Origin of the sequence: Roseateles noduli, assembly GCF_050626985.1 — a bacterium.
GTDB classification, from domain to species: domain Bacteria; phylum Pseudomonadota; class Gammaproteobacteria; order Burkholderiales; family Burkholderiaceae_C; genus Roseateles; species Roseateles noduli_A.
Map to the genome: position 1 here is coordinate 3,001,831 of NZ_CP192463.1, position 17,875 is coordinate 3,019,705.

Consider the following 17,875-nt stretch of genomic DNA (forward strand, 5'->3'; position numbering starts at 1 on the left):
TGCCGGTACGGCAACCCCGCTATCTCGAGTCGTGACATCTTTGGGATGTCGGCGCCGAGACCGGAGGCTTTGCGTCGCCGGCTCGCGCCGGTTTTGCCCTGGTCAGCCCCCTTGGTGTGATTTCCCTCACGGAATGCACGCCCTCAGGGGGAACCGAAGTAAATGACTGTATCGGATGGCAACAGCGCCGATACATCGCCAACCGGGGGTGGTTGACGGACGGGTGGGGCATGCGTTAGTGGCATCACCCATCCGGCGGATGCTTCACGAGGCGCGTCGAGACACCCTCCTACAATCCGCGCGCCTTGTCAGGAGCCCGCATGTCCGCACCGATCGACTTCTATTTCGACTTCGCCTCGCCTTACGGCTACATCGCCGCGCAGAGCATCGACGAGCTCGCGTCCAGGTACGGCCGCACCGTCAACTGGCACGCCATCGTGCTGGACGCCAACTTCCAGTCGCTCGAACGCATCCGCGTCCCCAACAGCGTCATGCGCAGCGACTACGTCCGTCGCGACGTCGTCCGGCTCGCCGCGTTCATGAAGGTGCCCTACAACACGCCGTCCTCGCTGGGCCTGCACACCGAGATGGCCGCGCGCCTGTTCCACTGGTTCAACGACCGCGACCCCGAGCAGGGCCGCAAGTTCGCCCAGGCCGTCTACAAGGCCTACTTCGTCGACGACCGCAACATCGCCCAGGGCGAGGTGCTCCAGGACCTCTGCGCCACGCAGCACGTCTCGCCCGACCAGCTCCAGGCCATCGCCAACGACACCGCCGCGCGCGCCCGCCTGAAGGCGGAGATCGACCTCGCGGAAGCCCGCGGCGTGTTCGGCTCGCCGTTCTTCATCGTCGAGGGCGAACGCTTCTGGGGCAACGACCGCCTGCCGCAGCTCGAACACTGGCTGAAGAACGGCCCGTATTGATCGGGCCCCGGCTCGACCGGGATGTCGGGCCTGCAGGGCCTGCAGGGCCTGCCGCTCCGTTCGATGGCGGGCTCACCGACCGTTACTCCGTGTCCGCCGCGTAATGTCCGGCGTGACCGGTCATCGGCGACCTCGGGGACCGCGTTGTCTGACGCATGCAGTCCCCTTCATGGAGGTCCCACATGCGAACGCTTCGTCCCCTGCTGCTCGCGCTGGTCGCGGCTCCGCTGGTCGCGACATTGACCGGCTGCGTCGTGGTTCCGGCCCATCGTTATCACGGCTACGACCGCGGCTACGGCGGCGGTGGTGGCTACGGCGCTGGCTATTCGGACGGCGGCCCGGTCGTCACCGGCACCATCTGGATCGACGGCTACTGGGACAACCGCGGCGGCGGTCGCCGCTGGATCCCGGGCCATTACGGCCCGCGTCGTTGAATCTCAGCTCGCCTGCTTGAAGGCCATCACGGCCTGGTTGCGCAGCGTGCGCAGCAGTGAGAGCTGCTTCTCGTCGAGCACCACGCTGCCCGGCTCCGTCTTGTCCGCGTAGATCATCGCGAACGGCGCGCCGCGCAGCGCCATCGGCAGGATCAGGAAGCTGTGCGCCTTGGCCCCGCTGAGGAACCACGGCGGCAGCCGCTCGGCGATCTTGGGCTGCGAGGCGTCGGCGATCAGCGTGTCCACGCCCTTCGTGCAGATCGCCGTGAAGAGGTCCGCCGGCAGGCCCGGCATCACCCGCAACGGGACGCGGAACAGCGGCACCACCGCCTCCACCCCGTCGCCCAGGCCGAAGCGGCCGGTGAGCGTCTCGGTCTTCGGATCGCGCAGGCAGAAGATCACCCGGCGGAAGCCCAGCCCGCGGTACATCGTCTCCAGGATCATCCGCAGGATCTCGTTGAGCTTGAAGCTCTCGACCATCGCGTTGGTGATGTCCTGGATGCCCGCGGCCAGCGTCGCGGCCGCCTGTTCGGGCGGGATCACGCCGGCCGGCGGCTGCCCTTCCACCATCGTCGCCTGCAGTTGGTGCGGCGAGAGGGTGTCCTCCGCCGACGGCGTCAGCGGCGCCAGCAGGCGCTGCGCCGGCGAGTTCTTCGCCAGCTTGATGTCCATCGCCTGCGCCAGCTGCGTCAGCCGCTGCCGCGCCTGGTCCGCCGCGGCCTCGAAGGCCTTGGCCTCGACGCCCAGTGCCCGTGCGTAGCGCTGCGCCATCGCGCGCACCTTGGCATGCGCCTCGGCGGGATCGCTGTTCAGGATGACGTCCGCGACATCGTTGCTCGCGCGGCCCAGCCAGCGCATCCGGTCGGTCGAGTGCTCCACCAGCCGCGTCGGCGCGTCACCGTCGGGCCGCTGCATGCTGCGCTGCAGGGTGTCCGGGAAGCCCCACTGCCGGGCCACGCCCAGGCCGAGGCTCTCGTAGCTCAGCCCCAGCACCTGCGCCGACGCGGCCGCCTCGCTCAGCGGCGGCGCGGCCTGCTCGCCCATGCCGCGCTCGGGCCGCACGACGCGGCGCACCTGCTGCGCCTCCTCGGGCAGGTAGAACTCGGCCAGCAGCCGGCCCAGACCCTGGAACATCGTGGCGAGGAAGGATTCCTCGTTCTCCCGCGGCACCAGGCACAGCTCGCGCGCCAGCGAGCCCGCCATCAGCGAACGGAGGAACTCCTCCTTCAGGCGCTGCGCGTGGCCCTTGTTCTCCATCCGCTCCAGCAGCACCAGCGACAGCGCCAGGTTGCGGATGCCGCCGAAGCCCACCAGCGCCACCGCGCGCGACACCGTGCTGATGTGCCCGCCGCCCGCGTGGCTGAATTGCACCGTGTTGACCAGGCGCAGCAGCTTGTTGGTCAGCGCGACGTCCTTGAGGATCTCGTTGGACAGCGAGGTGAGGCTCTCGTTCTCCGACTGCGTCATGCGCTGGATGCGCGTCACCGAGTCGGCCATCGCGGGGAAGTCGCTGCGATGCCGCATGCGGCGCAGCAGGAACTCCAGCGTGGCGTTGCCGCCCTCGCCCGCCTCGGGCGCCTCGCTGGCCGGATGCAGCCACGCGGCCAGCGCGTCGTGGAAGGTCTTGGCATCGGCCCAGCGCTGCGACGACTCGCGCGACAGGCCGCGCAGCAGCACGGCGCGCAACGCGTCGTCGCTGTCGGGCCCGAGATCGGCCGGCGGATCCAGCGTCTGCTCCATCGCGCGGCGCACCGCGCGCCACGGATCGGGGTCGTAGTTGAGCCGCTGGCCGGACAGCATCTCGCTGAGCATCACGGCCGCCGCGAAGACGTCCATCACCGGCGAGGCGGCGTCGCCCCGGGCCGCTTCCGGCGAGATGTAGCCCGGCGTGCCGACGATGCGATTCGGGCGGGGGGCCGCGCCGGCCGTACCGCCCGCAGCGGTCGCACTGACCGCACCGGACTGGATGCGCCCCGCGATGCCGAAGTCCATCACCTTGGGCCGGCCCGTCGAGTCGATCAGGATGTTGGACGGCTTCAGGTCGCGGTGCACGACGCCCGCCTGGTGCGCCGCGTGCAGCCCGTCGAGGATGCCCAGCATCATCGCGACGGCCTCGCGCGCCGGCAGGCGGCCGCGCTGGCGCAGCCGCTCGGTCAGCGTGCCGCCGGGCACGTACTCGAAGACCATGTAGGCCTGGCCGCCCTCGATGTCGGCCTCGAAGACCGGCACGATGTTGGGATGCGTCAGCCGGCTGACCGCGCGCGCCTCGTGCAGCCAGGCGTCCACGCTCGCGCGGTCGACGGCCTGCGTCAGCACCTTCAGCGCGACCTCGCGGTCCAGCCGCGGATCGTGGGCGAGCCACACCACCGCCTGGGCACCCTGCCCAAGACTGCGCAGCGGCTTGAATCGCCCGACGGCGGGCGGCATGGCGGTCATGGTCGGTCCTTGCCGGGCTGGGATCTGCCGGGCGGGTACGTGCCGTTCGGCGATCCTGGCTGGGCGGTACTGTTCGCGTTGTTGTTGGCAGTGTTCGTGGCCGCAGGGGCGGGAGCGCCGGACTCGGCGCGCTCGCGCAGCCGGGAGCGCGGCGCCGCGGTCGCAGCCGCGCCGACGGCCGGATCGCTCATCGCGCCGAGGCCGCTCTCGCCGGCGTCGGTGATCGCGCCGCTGGTGCCGAGCGCGTCGTAGATCTCGCGCAGGCCCAGTCCGAGCGCGCGCGCATAACGCCGCGTCGCGAGCTCGATCGCCGCCTGGCGCTTGCGCTCCGGCAGCGCGAGCGCGTCCACCAGTTCGTTGGCCAGGCTGCAGGTCAACCGCAGCAGCTCCGTGTCGCCGTCGGCATGGCGCACCGGCGCCTCCTGCGGCTGGCGGCGCATCATGTGCTGCAGCTCGTCGCCAAGGCCCCAGTACCGGGCGACGGCCAGGCCGAGGCTCTCCAGGTCGCAGCCCAGCACCGCGTAGGCGGCGGACTGCTCGCTCATGCCGCGCGGGTTGGGGTTGTCCTCGGTCGCCTCCGGCGCGACCTGCAGCTGACGGATCTGCTGCGCATCGTCGGGGAAGTGGTACTGCACCAGCAGCCGCCCCAGGTTCTGCATCAGCGAGATCAGGTAGATCACCTCGCCGTCATACCCGGCCGGACGCAGCGCCTGCGCCACCTGGCCGGCGCGCTGCACGCGGCGCATCACGCTCTGCATGAACTGCGCCTGGCCCTCGTTCATCGGACCGGGCCAGGGCTTGAGCGCCCGCGCCGCGTCCTCCAGCCCGTTCAGGCCCAGCATCGCGATCGCGCGCTGCAGGTTGAGCACCGTGCCGCCGCTGGTCGGACCCTGCTGGCGCAGCGCGTTGTTGACGCGCCGGATCAGCTCCAGCGCCAGCGCCATGTCCTTCAGCGCCATCGACGCCAGCTGGCTGCCGTGCTGTCCCGCCATCGCCGACGAGGACACCGTCGTCACCAGCCGGGTCGAGGTGCTCGGCAGATGGCCGAAGCGCTGCATCTTGTCCTTCAGCAGCGCGATCGGGCCGCCGTCGTCCTGCTCGGCCGACAGCCGCCAGCCGTCCAGCGCGCGCCAGAAGCTGCGCGCCAGGTGGTAACGCTGGCGCGTCTGCCGGTCGCTGGCGCGGTTGACGATGGCGCGCAGCGGCTCGGGGATCGCATACGGGGTTTCCCAGCCCAGGCGCACGAGGTCATGCCCCTGCGGCTGCATGCGCTGGAGCACGACCTGCAGGTCGGACTCCTCCAGCACCGGCTTGCCGCTGAGCAGGCGATGCAGCACCAGGCCGACGCAGACGACGTCCTCCTCGGCGGCCTCGCGCGCGGCGCGGCGCGTGGTGGTGTTGAAGTCGGCGTTCGGCGGCACGACCTCCTGCGCGACCTCGAGCCCCAGCACGCGGACGTGGTTCGCGCCGTCGACGACGATGTGGGCGAGCTGGATGTCGCGGTGCGCATGGCCGGCCTCGTGCGCGAAGGCCAGGCCCTCGAGCGCCTGCGACGCCCAGCCGGCGGCATCCAGCGGCAGCGGCGGCGCGCCGCGGGCGATGCGCTCCTCCAGCGTCTCGCCCAGCGCGCGGTCGTAGGCGACGTAGGGCCACGGATCGACGCGGCCGGTCTCGACGACATGCGCCAGGTTCGGATGATGGATGCGCGACGCACCGTCGACCGTCTTCAGCCAGTGCAGCATCGCCGCCTCGCTGTTGGGCTTCTCGCGCGGCATCATCAGGAACAGCTCCTGACCGCTCTGCGGGTCGAAGACCACCCACAGCATCGAGCGCAGGCTCTTGTGCAGCAGCGCGCGCAGCTCGAAGCGGCCGAAGCGCCGCATCGGGGCGGCGGAGGATGTTGTGGTGTTGTCAGACACGAGCGATGTGCGGCACCCGACGGTGCAGGGCCACGGACCTTTTGTAGCTTGAATTGGACCGAAAACCCGAGATCCCCGCCTGAAGAACTGGGGGGGATTCTCCGCTCAGTTCTGTAACTGCGCCCACACCTTTTCCAGGCGCTTGACGCTGACGGGCTGCGGTGTCCTCAGTTCCTGCGCGAACAGGCTGACCCGCAATTCCTCGAGCTGCCAGCGGAAATCCTCCACCCGCGCGTCGGTCGTGCCCCTGAGTTCCGCCAGGCGGCGCGACCAGCGCTGCTCCAGCGGGCGCAGCTCCGAAAGCAGCTTCGCGTCGCGCGCCGCGTCCGCGCGCAGCTTGTCCAGCCGCAGCGTGATCGCCTTCAGGTAGCGCGGGAAGTGCTGCAGCTGGCTCCACGGCGTCTGCAGCACGAAGCGCTTGGGCATCAGCCGCTGCAACTGCGCCTGCAGGTCCTCGACCACGTCCTTGGGCGCCGTGCGTGCGTCCTTGAGCTTGCGCAGCGCGGCCTGGTACTCGATCAGCACGTTGAAGGCGAGGCGGGCCACCTCCTGCGCGATCAGGTTGAGGCGGGCGCGGCCTTCCTCGAGGCGGGCCTTGAACGTGAACTCGTCGACCGGCAGCGGGTCGGACAGGAAGGCGCGCTCCAGCGCGACCGCGATGATCTGGTCGCGCAGCTCCTCGGCCGTGCCCAGGCTCATGTAGGCGACCGACATCTGGGTCAGGTCGGGGATGTTCTTCTCGAGGTACTTCAGCGGTTCCTTCAGCTGCAGCGCGACCAGGCGGCGCAGGCCGGCGCGGTGCTTCGCGGCGGCGATCTCGGGCTCGTCGAAGACTTCGATCTCGACGTGCTGACCCTTGTCGATCAGCGCCGGAAAACCGATCAGCGTCTGCGGGCCGCGCTTGATCTCCATGAGCTCGGGGAGTTCGCCGAAGGTCCAGGACGTGTAGGTCTTGGCGGCGTCGGTCGCGGGTTTGGTCGGTGGGATCACCGTCGCCTTGATGCCGCGGGAGGACTGGCCGTCGCTTGACGTCGGCCGTCCTCCGTCGACCGCAGCCCTCACCCCTGCCCTCTCCCGCGAGCGGGAGAGGGAGTCGTCAGCGCCTCGGCGCTCCAGGGACTCTTCCGAGTCTTGCTGCTTGGACGAGTCTCCCGAACCGTGGAGCTTGAGCGCGGCGAGGGCCTGGAAGGCGGAGCGCGCTTGGGTGCCGAGCTCTGCCTTCAGCGTCGCCAGGTTGCGGCCCTGGCCGAGTTGCCGCCCGTGCTCGTCGACGACGCGGATGTTCATGAACAGATGCGCGGGCAACTGCTCCAGCTTGAAGTCGTTGCGCTGCACGGCGACTTGCGATCGCTCCTTGACCGCCTTGAGCAGCACGTCGACCAGGCCGCCCTGCGCGAACGGATTCAGCTCGACGAACTCGGCGACGAACTCGGGCAGCGGCGTCAGCCGGTTGCGCGGCTTCTGGTGCAGGCTCTTGAGCAGCGCCGTCACCTTGGCCTCGAGCATGCCGGGCACGAGCCAGTCGACGCGCTCGTCGCTGACCTGGTTGAGCGCGTAGATCGGCACGGTGACGGTCAGTCCGTCGCGCGCGTCGCCGGGCTGGTGCAGGTAGGTCGCGCTGCAGTCGACGCCGCCCAGGCGGATCGTCTTCGGGAAGGCATTGCTCGTCACGCCGGCGGCCTCGTGCCGCATCAGCTCGTCGCGGCTGAGCTGCAGCAGGCGCGGGTTGGCCTTGCTCGATTCGCGGAACCACTTCTCCAGCGTCACGCCGGAGTACACGTCCGCCGGCAGCTGCTGGTCGTAGAAGGCGTAGATCAGTTCGTCGTCGACCAGCACGTCCTGGCGGCGCGACTTGTGTTCGAGCTCCTCGACCTTGGCGATCTGCTTCTGGTTGTGGGCCAGGAAGGGCAGCCGCGTCTCCCAGTCCCCGTTGACCAGCGCCTCGCGGATGAAGATCTCGCGCGCGGCGACGGCGTCGACGCGGCCGAAGTTCACGCGCTTGTTGTTGTAGAGCACGATGCCGTAGAGCGTCGCGCGTTCAAGCGCCACGACCTCGGCCGCCTTCTTCTCCCAATGCGGCTCCAGCAGCTGGGTCTTGATCAGGTGGCCGGCGATGCCGGGCAGCCACTGCGGCTCGATCGCCGCGATGCCGCGGCCGAACAGCCGCGTCGTGTCCACCAGCTCCGCCGCGACGATCCAGCGCCCCGGCTTCTTGCTCAGGTGCGCGCCCGGATGGCGCCAGAACTTGATGCCGCGCGCGCCCAGGTACCAGTCGTCGTCATCGGCCTTGACGCCGATGTTGCCCAGCAGGCCGGCCAGCATCGACAGGTGGACCTGCTCATAGGTCGCCGGGGCGCCGTTCAGGCGCCAGCCGTGCTCGGCGATCACCGTGTGCAGCTGCGAATAGATGTCGCGCCACTCGCGCACGCGGCGCGGGTTGACGAAGTTGTCGCGCAGCAGCTGTTCCTGCTTGCGGTTGGAGAGCTTGTGTTCGCCCTCGCCTCCGCGGGACTCTCCAAGCCACTTCCACAGCTTCAGGTAGCCCATGAACTCCGACTTCTCGTCGTCGAACTTCTTGTGCTTCTCGTCGGCCTGCTGTTGCTGCTCCATCGGCCGGTCGCGCACGTCCTGACCGGACAGCGCGCTGGCGATGATCAGCACCTCGCTCAGCGCGTCGCGCTGGCGGGCCTCCAGGATCATGCGGCCGACGCGCGGATCCAGCGGCAGCTTGGACAGCTCGTGGCCCATCGGCGTGAGCTCGTTGCGCTCGTCGACGGCGCCCAGCTCGTTGAGCAGCTGGTAGCCGTCGGCGACCGCCTTGCGTGGCGGCGGTTCGATGAAGGGGAAGTCCTCGACCTGCCCCAGGTGCAGCGCCTTCATCCGCAGGATCACGCCCGCGAGCGAGCTGCGCAGGATCTCCGGGTCGGTGAAACGCGGACGGGAGAGGTAGTCCTTCTCGTCGTACAGGCGGATGCAGGTGCCGTTGCTGACGCGGCCGCAGCGGCCCGCGCGCTGGTTGGCCGCCGCCTGGCTGATGTTCTCGATCTGAAGCTGCTCGACCTTGTTGCGGTAGCTGTAGCGCTTGACGCGCGCCAGGCCGGGGTCGATCACGTAGCGGATGCCGGGCACCGTCAGCGAGGTCTCGGCGACGTTGGTCGCCAGCACGATGCGCGGCTGGCCGTGCGGCTGGAAGACGCGGTTCTGCTCCTGCTCGGACAGGCGCGCGAACAGCGGCAGCACCTCGACGCCGGGCGGATGGTGCTTGCGCAACGCCTCGGCGGCCTCGCGGATCTCGCGCTCGCCGGGCAGGAAGACCAGCACGTCGCCGCGGCCGTCGCGCCAGAGTTCGTCGACCGCGTCGCAGATGGCGTCGTTGACGTCGTACTCGCGCGATTCCTCGAAGGGGCGATAGCGCTGCTCGACGGGGAACAGCCGTCCCGACACCATCAACACCGGCGCCGGTCCCTTCGCCGAGGCGAAGTGCTGCGCGAAGCGGTCCGCGTCGATGGTCGCCGAGGTCACCACGACCTTCAGGTCGGGCCGGCGCGGCAGGATCTCGCGCAGGTAGCCGAGCAGGAAATCGATGTTGAGGCTGCGTTCGTGCGCCTCGTCGATGATCAGCGTGTCGTAGGCGCTGAGCAGCGGATCGGTCTGGGTCTCGGCCAGCAGGATGCCGTCCGTCATCAGCTTGACCGAGGCGCCCGGCTGCAGCCGGTCCTGGAAGCGGACCTTGTAGCCGACGACGTCGCCCAGCGGCGACTTGAGCTCCTCGGCGATGCGCTTGGCGACGCTGGACGCGGCAATGCGGCGCGGCTGCGTGTGGCCGATCAGCCCGCCGCCGTTGCCGCGGCCCCGGCCCATGGCCAGCGCGATCTTGGGCAACTGCGTCGTCTTGCCGGAACCGGTCTCGCCGCAGACGATCACCACCTGGTGCTCGGCCATCGCCCGCATGATCTCCTCGCGACGGCCGGAGACCGGCAGCGATTCGGGGAACTCGATCGGCGGGATCGGGGTGGCGGGCGCCGGGGGGCGGCGAGGACCGGCCTGGCGCGGTGGACGCGGCGGGCGGGGAGGCCGAGGGGGACGCGGGGCGGGGGCGTTGGGATCTTGACTCACGGGGCGCGGATTATCTCGCGCTTCACTAGAGGGATCCGGTCACAGGCCCCTGGCCCTCACCCCTGCCCTCTCCCGCAAGCGGGAGAGGGAGTCCGGCACTGCTCCTCTTGCCCCCTCTCCCGCTTGCGGGAGAGGGAGGGGTGAGGGCCAGCGGCGGTGGCAGTGCTGAAGCCTCATTTCTTTTCGTCAGGCATCTCGGCATAGGTGATCACGTTGATCACCGCGCCCTGCGGATCCTGCAGCGTCGCCATGCGGCCGACGGTGGGCACTTCCATGATCTCCATGAGCACCTTGCCGCCCATCGCCTTGGCCTGGGCCACCGTCTCGTCGACGTTGTCCACCGTGACGTAGATCCCCAGGCGGGCGGCATGCCCTGCTGCGGGCAGGCCATCAGGCCGCCGATGGCGTCGTCCGCCCCGCGCGCCTTGATCACGTGGTACGGCGGCGCATCCGCCGGACCGCCCGGCATCGGCATCACCTCGATCGTCCAGCCGAACAGCTTGCCGTAGAACTCGGACGCCTTCTTCGTGTCGGTCGTCATCAATTCCGACCAGCTGAAGGCACCATGTGTCTTGAAGACTTCCATGTCTCGCTCCGGGGGGTGTTGCGGAGGCGCCATGCTCCGCTCCCGCACAGCGTCCCGCAAGTGACCTTGCCGCCGCGTTGCGGGGACAGCCTGTTGCACAATCCGCGCCCATGAGCCTGGTCTTCCCCCATACCTTCGTGCCGTGGTTTCGCGCGGTGGCCCCTTATATCCATGCGTATCGCGGAGAAACCTTCGTCGTCGGCATGACCGGGGAAATGATCGCCGCGGGCAAGCTCAACAGCTTCGTCCAGGACCTGGCCATCATGCATGCGATGGGCATCAAGATCGTGCTGGTCCACGGTTTCCGCCCGCAGGTCAACGAACAGCTCGCCCTCAAGGGCCATCAGCCGCAATACAGCCACGGGATGCGCATCACGGACGGCATTGCGCTGGACAGCGCCCAGGAAGCCGCCGGTCAATTGCGATTCGAAATCGAAGCGGCCTTTTCCCAGGGCCTGCCCAACACGCCGATGGCCAATTCCACGGTGCGCGTGGTGTCGGGCAATTTCCTGACCGCGCGGCCGGTCGGCATCGTCGACGGCGTCGATTTCAAGCACTCCGGCATCGTGCGCCGCGTGGATGCCGCCGCGATCCAGCGCGCCATCGATATCGGCGCCATCGTGCTGATGTCGCCGTTCGGTTTCTCGCCCACCGGCGACGCCTTCAATCTGATGATGGAAGACGTCGCGACCGAAACCGCGATCGCGCTGCAGGCCGACAAGCTGCTGTTCATGACCGAGGTCGAGGGCGTGCGCGAAAACCCCGAGGACCCGGAAAGCGCGATCGACACGGAACTGGCGCTGGCCGACGCGAAACGGCTGATCGCCAAACTCCCGCCGCCGACGCAGCCGACCGACGTCGGTTTCTATCTGAAGTACTGCGTGAAGGCCTGCGAATCGGGCGTCGAACGCTCGCACATCCTGCCTTTCGTCGTCGACGGCGCGATCCTGCAGGAGGTCTATACCCACGACGGCATCGGCACGATGGTCGTCGATGAAAAACTCGAAAGCCTGCGCGAGGCGACGCACGACGATATCGGCAGCCTGATCGCGCTGATCGAACCGTTCGAGCGCGACGGCACGCTGGTCAAACGCGAACGCAGCGAAATCGAACGCGACATCGAGACCTATACCGTCATCGAGCACGACGGCGTGATATTCGGCTGCGCCGCGCTGCATCCCTATCAGGAAGCGCGCACCGCCGAAATGGCGGCACTGACCGTGTCCAGCGCCGTGCAGGGCCAGGGCGACGGCGAGCGCATCCTCAAGCGCATCGAGCAGCGCGCCAAGGCCATGGGCCTGACCAGCGTCTTCGTGCTGACCACGCGCACCATGCACTGGTTCATCAAGCGCGGATTCCAGCCGGTCGACCCGAACTGGCTGCCCGAGGAACGCAAGCGCAAATACAACTGGGACCGGCGTTCGCAGGTCCTCGTCAAGAAACTCGCCTGACCCGCGATCCCCTCACCCTTCCCCAGCATCCCGTCATCCGGGATCGATCCCGCGGCAGCGGCCCAGCGTCGGCCGGCTGCCGCACTCCCCCACACTTTTTGAGCATCGAGGTTTGATATGGCCCGCACCGTCCAATGCGTTTATCTGAAGAAGGAAGCCGAGGGCATGGACTTTCCCATCTATCCCGGCGAACTCGGCAAGCGCATCTATGAGAACGTGTCCAAGGAAGCCTGGGCCGCATGGATGAAGCACCAGACCATGCTGGTCAACGAAAACCGCCTGAATCTGGCCGACCAGCGCGCGCGCCAATACCTCGCGCGGCAGATGGAACAGTTCTTCTTCGGCGACGGCGCGGAACAGCCCGCCGGATATGTCCCGCCGACGGAGTGATTTCCCCATCGCGGTGCGCGGCGGGGTCCGATTCCGGGGCATTCCCGCCCCACCGATCCAGGCGGGCGCCATCGTCAACTCGTGTCAGGCGAGACACGTTTCCTGACAGTTGATCCGCTGGAAACTCAAGGAAATGCCGTTTCAGCGTGCCGTTTCAACGCCGGCCCGGGAATTTACCCCCTTGCGGTGATACTCGATTCCCTGCCTATAATGCGGCATTCCCTTTCGAGGGAGCCGTTGAACTACGCGAGGAATTGCATAAATGGCATCGCTCAAAGACCTCCTGGCCCAGCGGGCCGCCCTCGAACAGCAAATCGCGGAAACCCAGGACCGCGAACGGTCCGACGCGATCGGCAAAGTCAAGTCGCTGATGCAGGAATACGGCCTGACGGTCGCCGACCTGACCGCGCGCGCCGCCAAGACCGGCACGCCGAAGTCCTCCAAGGTGGCCGCGAAGTATCGTAATCAAGCCACCGGCGAAACCTGGAGCGGCCGCGGCCTGCAACCGAAATGGCTGAAGGCCGCCATTTCCGGCGGCGCCAAGCTGGAAGATTTCGTGATCTGAGCGCCAGGTTCCGAGGGCGACGCGCCTTCCGACACCATGAAAGCCACCTTCGGGTGGCTTTCTGCTTTCCGGCTGCTGCTTTCCGGCTGCTGCTTTCCGGCTGCTGCTTTCCGGCGGCCACCTTTCGTTGCCACGTCCGGCGCGGCACCCTCATTCCGGGGGGGAGCGCCACCCCCGGCAGGGATAGCGCTGACCGGTCGGCGTCAGCGCAGGGCTAGCATGCCTGCCGGTCCCACCCGCGCCCCGCGCGGGCCCGCTCTTTCCCCTCCTACCCCGCCGCCATCTTGAAGTCCGAGCTGTCCGCCACCGCCGGCTGGGCCCCGCCCGCCCTGCCTCGACGCCTGCCCGCGGTGGCGCCGTCCGTGCTGCTGGTGGCCGCCACGGCCCTGCTGCTGGTCGCCGGCGCGCTGTGGCCGACCTGGCGCACGGTCGCCTGGTGGCTGCTGCCGCTGCTCGGCCTGGGCGCGGTCCTGCACGCTCGCACCCTGCGGCAGCGCGCGCTCGATGAGCGCCGCGAATGGCGCACCAAGATCGACGAGGCCGGCCTGTCCCTGGCGCAATGGATCCCCGGCGAATCGGTCGCGATGTCGCCCGGCTGGCAGACGCGGCTGGGGCCGCTCGATCCCGCCGATCCGCTGGCCTGGCTGACGCAGGTGCACGCCGTCGACCGGATGAAGCTCGAGGAACGCCTGCCCGCGTTGCTGCAGGGCGGACAGACGGCCGGGCCGCGCAACACCGACGACCAGGACCCGACGGCGCACCAGCCCGACACCCTGCACGACACGCTGCACCACGCGCTGCGCCTGCCCGACGAGGACGGCGGCTGGGTCTGGCACGAACTGCGGCTGCGCGTCGCGCGCCGCGATCCCCGCGGCCGCGCCCGCCAGGTGCTGGCCAGCCTGCAGGACATCCAGTGGCGCCGTACCGCCGAGGAGCGCCAGCGGATGAGCAGCGGGCTGTTCCAACACCTGCACGAAGGCCTCGCGATCACCGACCTCGAGCACCGGCTGCTCGACGCCAACCCGGCCTACTGGACGCTGATGTCCGCGCTGCTGGAGCCGCCCGCGGGCCTGGTCCTCGAGAACGACGGCCAGACGCCGGACACCGCCGAGGCGCTGCGCCGACGGATGCTCGGTCAGCCGGCGCTGCCGCTGGACGAGGCGCAACTGCGCCGGGCCGGCCACGATCCCGACGCGATCGCCGAGGCGCTGGCCGATCCCGCCGGCCATTGGCACGGCCTGGTCAAGGTCCGCGCCGCGGGCGGCCAGCCCCGCACGCTGCGGCTGACCGTGTCCTCGATCCCCGAGCCCGACGGCCCGCCCCGCTACCGCGTGCTGGCGCTGAGCGACCTGACGCAGGAACTGCAGCGGCAGCAGGCGCTGGAGCGGCTGGGCCGCTTCGACCTGCTGACCGGACTGCCGAACGAGCAGGAATTCCAGCGCCGGCTGCAGGCCGCGCTCCACACCAGCCGCCAGGTCGGACCGGGGTTCATGCTGTGCGTGGCGCGCGTGGACCTGGACGGCTTCGCCGCCTTCAACCGGCGGCACGGCATCGTCCGCGCGGACCAGGCGATGCGGGAACTCGCCCGGCGCCTGACGCTCGCGCTGCGCCAGGCGCCGCAGTGGTCGGACGAGGTCGCCCGGCTCGGCGGCGATGAATTCGGCCTGCTGCTGCGCGTGCAGAGCCTCGAGGAAGCCCAGCAGGCGCTGGACCGGCTCGTGCAGGTGCTGCGCCGCCCCATCGATCCGGACCACGAGAGCGGCGAGGGCCTTGCCGGCAGCGCGGGCGCGGGCTCGAGTCCAGGCCCGGACAGCGGGGACATCGACGGCCACGATGCCGGCGCCGAGGACACCGAGGACGCGCCCGGCGGCGCACTGCGCCTGAGCGCCAGCGTCGGCGCGACGCTGTACCCGCAGGACGGCGGCGAGGCCGAGACGCTGATGCGTCACGCCGCGCACGCGCTGTATCGCGTCAAGCGCAGCGGCCGGGACGGCGTGCAATTCTTCGACGTCGAGAAGCGCCGCAGCCGCGAGGCGCAAGCCCAGGCCGCGCTGCGCGTGCAGCAGGCGCTGGAGGCCGGCGAACTGTGCCTGTACTACCAGCCGAAGCTGGACCTGCTCAGCGGTGCGCTGCTCGGCGCCGAGGCGCTGCTGCGCTGGCGCCATCCGCAGCGCGGGCTGCTGGCGCCCGCCGCCTTCCTGCCGACCGTCGAGCACAGCGGCATGGCCGCGCAGCTCGGCCATTGGGTGCTGGAGCAGGCGCTGGAGCAGAACCGGCTCTGGCGCGCCGAGGGGCTGGACCTGGAGCTCAGCGTCAACATCAGCCCGCGCCACCTGGCGGCCCCGGCCTTCGTGCCGCGTCTGGAGGCGCTGCTGGCGCGCCATCCCGACGTGCCGCCGCACCGGCTGGTGCTGGAGCTGCTCGAGTCCAGCGCGCTCGACGACGTCGCCCACGCGCGCCGCCTGCTGACCGACTGCAAACGCCTCGGCCTGCGCCTGGCGATGGACGACTTCGGCACCGGCTACGCGACGCTGTCGGTGCTCAAGCAGCTGCCGCTGGACCAGCTCAAGATCGATCGCTCCTTCGTGCAGACCATGCTCGTCGACCCGCAGGACCGCGCGCTGGTGCAGGGCGTGATCGCACTGGCCGGGCAATTCGGCTGCGAGCTGGTGGCCGAGGGCGTCGAGTCGGCGGCGCACGCGCAGGCGCTGATCGCGCTGGGCTGCGGCGTCGGCCAGGGCAGCGGCCTGTGCGAGCCGCTGCCGCCGCAGGCGCTGCTCGCCTGGGCGCGACGCCGCACGCCCCTGCCGCCCCGGGAAGTGCCCGTCCAGGCGATCACTTAAAATCCCGCGGTGATCCCGCCCGGCTTTATTCAGGACCTCCTGGCCCGCGTCGACATCGTCGACATCGTGGGCCGCCATGTCGACCTCAAGAAGGCCGGCATCAACCACAAGGGGCTGTGTCCGTTCCACGGCGAGAAGTCGCCGAGCTTCACGGTCAGCCCGTCCCGCCAGACCTACCACTGCTTCGGCTGCGGCCAGCACGGCAACGCCGTCGGCTTCCTGATGGAGCACCTGGGCATCGGCTTCATCGACGCGGTGCGCGACCTCGCGCAGCAGGCCGGCATGCAGGTGCCCGAGGACGACCGCAGCCCGCAGGAGCGCGAGCGCGAGAAGGCGCAGAAGCAGCGTCAGGCGACGCTCACCGAGGTCCTCGCCAAGGCCGGCCAGCACTACCGCCAGCAGCTCAAGGCCAACCCGCGCGCGATCGAGTACCTCAAGGGCCGCGGCCTGACCGGCCAGATCGCGCTGCAGTTCGGGCTGGGGTATGCGCCCGACGGCTGGCGCTCGCTGGCCAACGCCTTCCCGTCCTATGACGATCCGCTGCTGGTCGAGACCGGCATGGTCATCCTGCAGGACGACCCCGGCAAGAGCGAGGCCGAACAGCGCCGCTACGACCGCTTCCGCGACCGCGTGATGTTCCCCATCCGCAATGTGCTCGGCGAGGTCATCGGTTTCGGCGGCCGCGTGCTGGACAAGGGCGAGCCCAAGTACCTGAACTCGCCGGAGACGCCGGTCTTCCACAAGGGGCGCGAGCTCTACGGCCTCTACGAGGCCCGCCCTGCGATGCGCCGGCGCGGCTACGCGCTGGTGGTCGAGGGCTACATGGACGTCGTGGCGCTGGCGCAGCACGGCTTCGGCAACGCGGTCGCGACGCTGGGCACGGCCTGCACGGCGGAGCACGTGCAGAAGCTGTTCCGCTTCACCGAGTCGGTGGTGTTCAGCTTCGACGGCGACGCCGCCGGGCGCCGCGCGGCCGGGCGCGCGCTCGAGGCCGCCCTGCCCCACGCCAACGAGACGCGCACGATCAAGTTCCTGTTCCTGCCGACCGAGCACGACCCCGATTCGTATGTGCGCGAGCTCGGCGCCGACGCGTTCGAACGCTGCGTCGAAGGCGCCGTGCCGCTGTCGCGCCAGTTGATGGAGACCGCCGCCGACGGCTGCGATCTGGGCACGCCGGAAGGTCGCGCGAAGATGCTGAGCGTCGCCAAGCCGCTGTGGGCCGCGCTGCCGGACGGGCTGCTGAAGCGGCAGCTGCTGGGCGAACTCGCCCGCCGCGCGCAGTTGCCGGATGCCGAGCTGCAGGCGCTGTGGGCGAACGCGCAACCGCCGGCCGCCCCCGGCTCGCGTCCACGCGCGGAACGGCCCGCCGCCCCTCCGAAGGCGGCCCCGCGAACCGCCTCCCCCGCTGCCGACGGCCCCCACGACGAGCCGTACTTCGACATCCCCGCGTCCGCCTACGGTGATGACGCCGCCCATGCCGGCGCGGACGACATTCACATCCCGCCGGACGCGTACGGCGCGGGCGCGGGTGCCGCGCCCGCCCCTCAGGCCCAGGGTCAGGGCCAGGCAGAACGCAAGTGGGTGCCCAAGGGCGAGTTCAAGGGCAAGGGCGGCAAGGGCAACTGGGGCAAGGTCGACTGGCGCAAGCGCGACCAGGATCCGACCATCGGCATGCCGTTGGAACTGCCGCCGGCGCCGATGAACCTGGCGGTCCGGATGCTGCTGCTGCACGGCGAACTCTGGCAGCAGATCGGCGAGCAGGACCTGCAGTTGCTGCACGAGCTTCCCGGCGAACACGGCCAGTTGATTGCCTGGCTCGAACGTTCGCTGGTCGACAACGGCCCGGCGCCGTGGGCGGTGCTGCAGGTCGCCCTGCAGGAGGCCGACCTGATGGACCTCGCCCAGCGCGTCAGCGGCGGCCCGCTGAGCGCACCGCCGCCCGATGAGCATGTGGAGGTCGAGTTCCGCGTCGTGATGCGCAAGCTGTGGGTCGGCAAGCTCCGTGCGGAGGCCGATCGCATCGCGCGCAGCCCGCAACCGGACATGACCCGGTTCCAGGCCTTGCTGCGGCAGATCCGCGAGCTGGAAGCCGCCTGAATACGCTGCCGGAACGTGTGCCGGCGCGTCCGCCGGAACGTCCGGCAGAACATCGGCCGGAACGCGCTTTTTGACCGAATGGGAAAATTCGCAGATAATCTATGGTTTTCGCGCG

The 17,875-nt window shown here is 69.7% G+C and carries 11 protein-coding genes and 1 riboswitch; of the genes, 7 read left to right on the forward strand and 4 right to left on the reverse strand.

Annotation, left to right across the window (positions count from 1 at the left end):
* Positions 1-6 precede the first annotated feature (6 nt).
* Positions 7-108: riboswitch (cyclic di-GMP riboswitch) on the reverse strand.
* Positions 109-320: 212 nt separating this feature from the next.
* A complete protein-coding gene (locus ACQ4L4_RS13185) occupies positions 321-923 on the forward strand; it encodes a 2-hydroxychromene-2-carboxylate isomerase (protein WP_431104650.1) in 603 nt (200 codons plus the stop codon).
* A gap of 182 nt (positions 924-1,105) precedes the next feature.
* Positions 1,106-1,357, forward strand: a complete 252-nt coding sequence (locus ACQ4L4_RS13190; RefSeq protein ID WP_431104651.1) for a hypothetical protein — start codon at positions 1,106-1,108, stop codon at positions 1,355-1,357.
* Positions 1,358-1,360: 3 nt separating this feature from the next.
* Here the strand turns inward: ACQ4L4_RS13190 and ACQ4L4_RS13195 are convergent, their stop codons facing one another.
* The 4 genes from ACQ4L4_RS13195 to ACQ4L4_RS13210 form a co-directional block, all read right to left on the reverse strand.
* On the reverse strand, positions 1,361-3,793 hold the full coding sequence (locus tag ACQ4L4_RS13195) for a protein kinase domain-containing protein (protein WP_431104652.1): 2,433 nt from the start codon (positions 3,791-3,793) through the stop codon (positions 1,361-1,363).
* Positions 3,790-5,712, reverse strand: a complete 1,923-nt coding sequence (locus tag ACQ4L4_RS13200; RefSeq protein WP_431104653.1) for an HDOD domain-containing protein — start codon at positions 5,710-5,712, stop codon at positions 3,790-3,792. The genes ACQ4L4_RS13195 and ACQ4L4_RS13200 overlap by 4 nt, the downstream gene beginning before the upstream one ends.
* A gap of 105 nt (positions 5,713-5,817) precedes the next feature.
* Positions 5,818-9,663, reverse strand: a complete 3,846-nt coding sequence (hrpA, locus tag ACQ4L4_RS13205) for an ATP-dependent RNA helicase HrpA (RefSeq protein WP_431104654.1) — start codon at positions 9,661-9,663, stop codon at positions 5,818-5,820.
* Positions 9,664-10,001: 338 nt separating this feature from the next.
* On the reverse strand, positions 10,002-10,526 hold the full coding sequence (locus ACQ4L4_RS13210) for a VOC family protein (protein ID WP_431104655.1): 525 nt from the start codon (positions 10,524-10,526) through the stop codon (positions 10,002-10,004).
* Between ACQ4L4_RS13210 and argA the strand changes: the two genes are divergently transcribed.
* The 5 genes from argA to dnaG all read left to right on the forward strand — a co-directional run bounded on the left by argA (position 10,525) and on the right by dnaG (position 17,760).
* Positions 10,525-11,865 (forward strand): amino-acid N-acetyltransferase, encoded by a 1,341-nt coding sequence (argA, locus tag ACQ4L4_RS13215; RefSeq protein WP_431104656.1) that lies wholly within the window; start codon positions 10,525-10,527, stop codon positions 11,863-11,865. The genes ACQ4L4_RS13210 and argA overlap by 2 nt on opposite strands.
* Positions 11,866-11,982: 117 nt before the next feature.
* On the forward strand, positions 11,983-12,255 hold the full coding sequence (locus ACQ4L4_RS13220; protein WP_067275250.1) for an oxidative damage protection protein: 273 nt from the start codon (positions 11,983-11,985) through the stop codon (positions 12,253-12,255).
* A 262-nt stretch (positions 12,256-12,517) separates the two neighbouring features.
* Complete coding sequence (locus ACQ4L4_RS13225) at positions 12,518-12,820, forward strand: H-NS family nucleoid-associated regulatory protein (protein WP_377152839.1); 303 nt, start codon at positions 12,518-12,520, stop codon at positions 12,818-12,820.
* A gap of 284 nt (positions 12,821-13,104) precedes the next feature.
* Positions 13,105-15,663 (forward strand): putative bifunctional diguanylate cyclase/phosphodiesterase, encoded by a 2,559-nt coding sequence (locus ACQ4L4_RS13230; protein WP_431104657.1) that lies wholly within the window; start codon positions 13,105-13,107, stop codon positions 15,661-15,663.
* Between the two features lie 9 nt (positions 15,664-15,672).
* Positions 15,673-17,760 carry a DNA primase gene (gene dnaG, locus ACQ4L4_RS13235; RefSeq protein WP_431104658.1) on the forward strand — a complete coding sequence of 696 codons (2,088 nt, stop codon included), beginning with the start codon at positions 15,673-15,675 and terminating at the stop codon, positions 17,758-17,760.
* Positions 17,761-17,875: the final 115 nt, after the last annotated feature.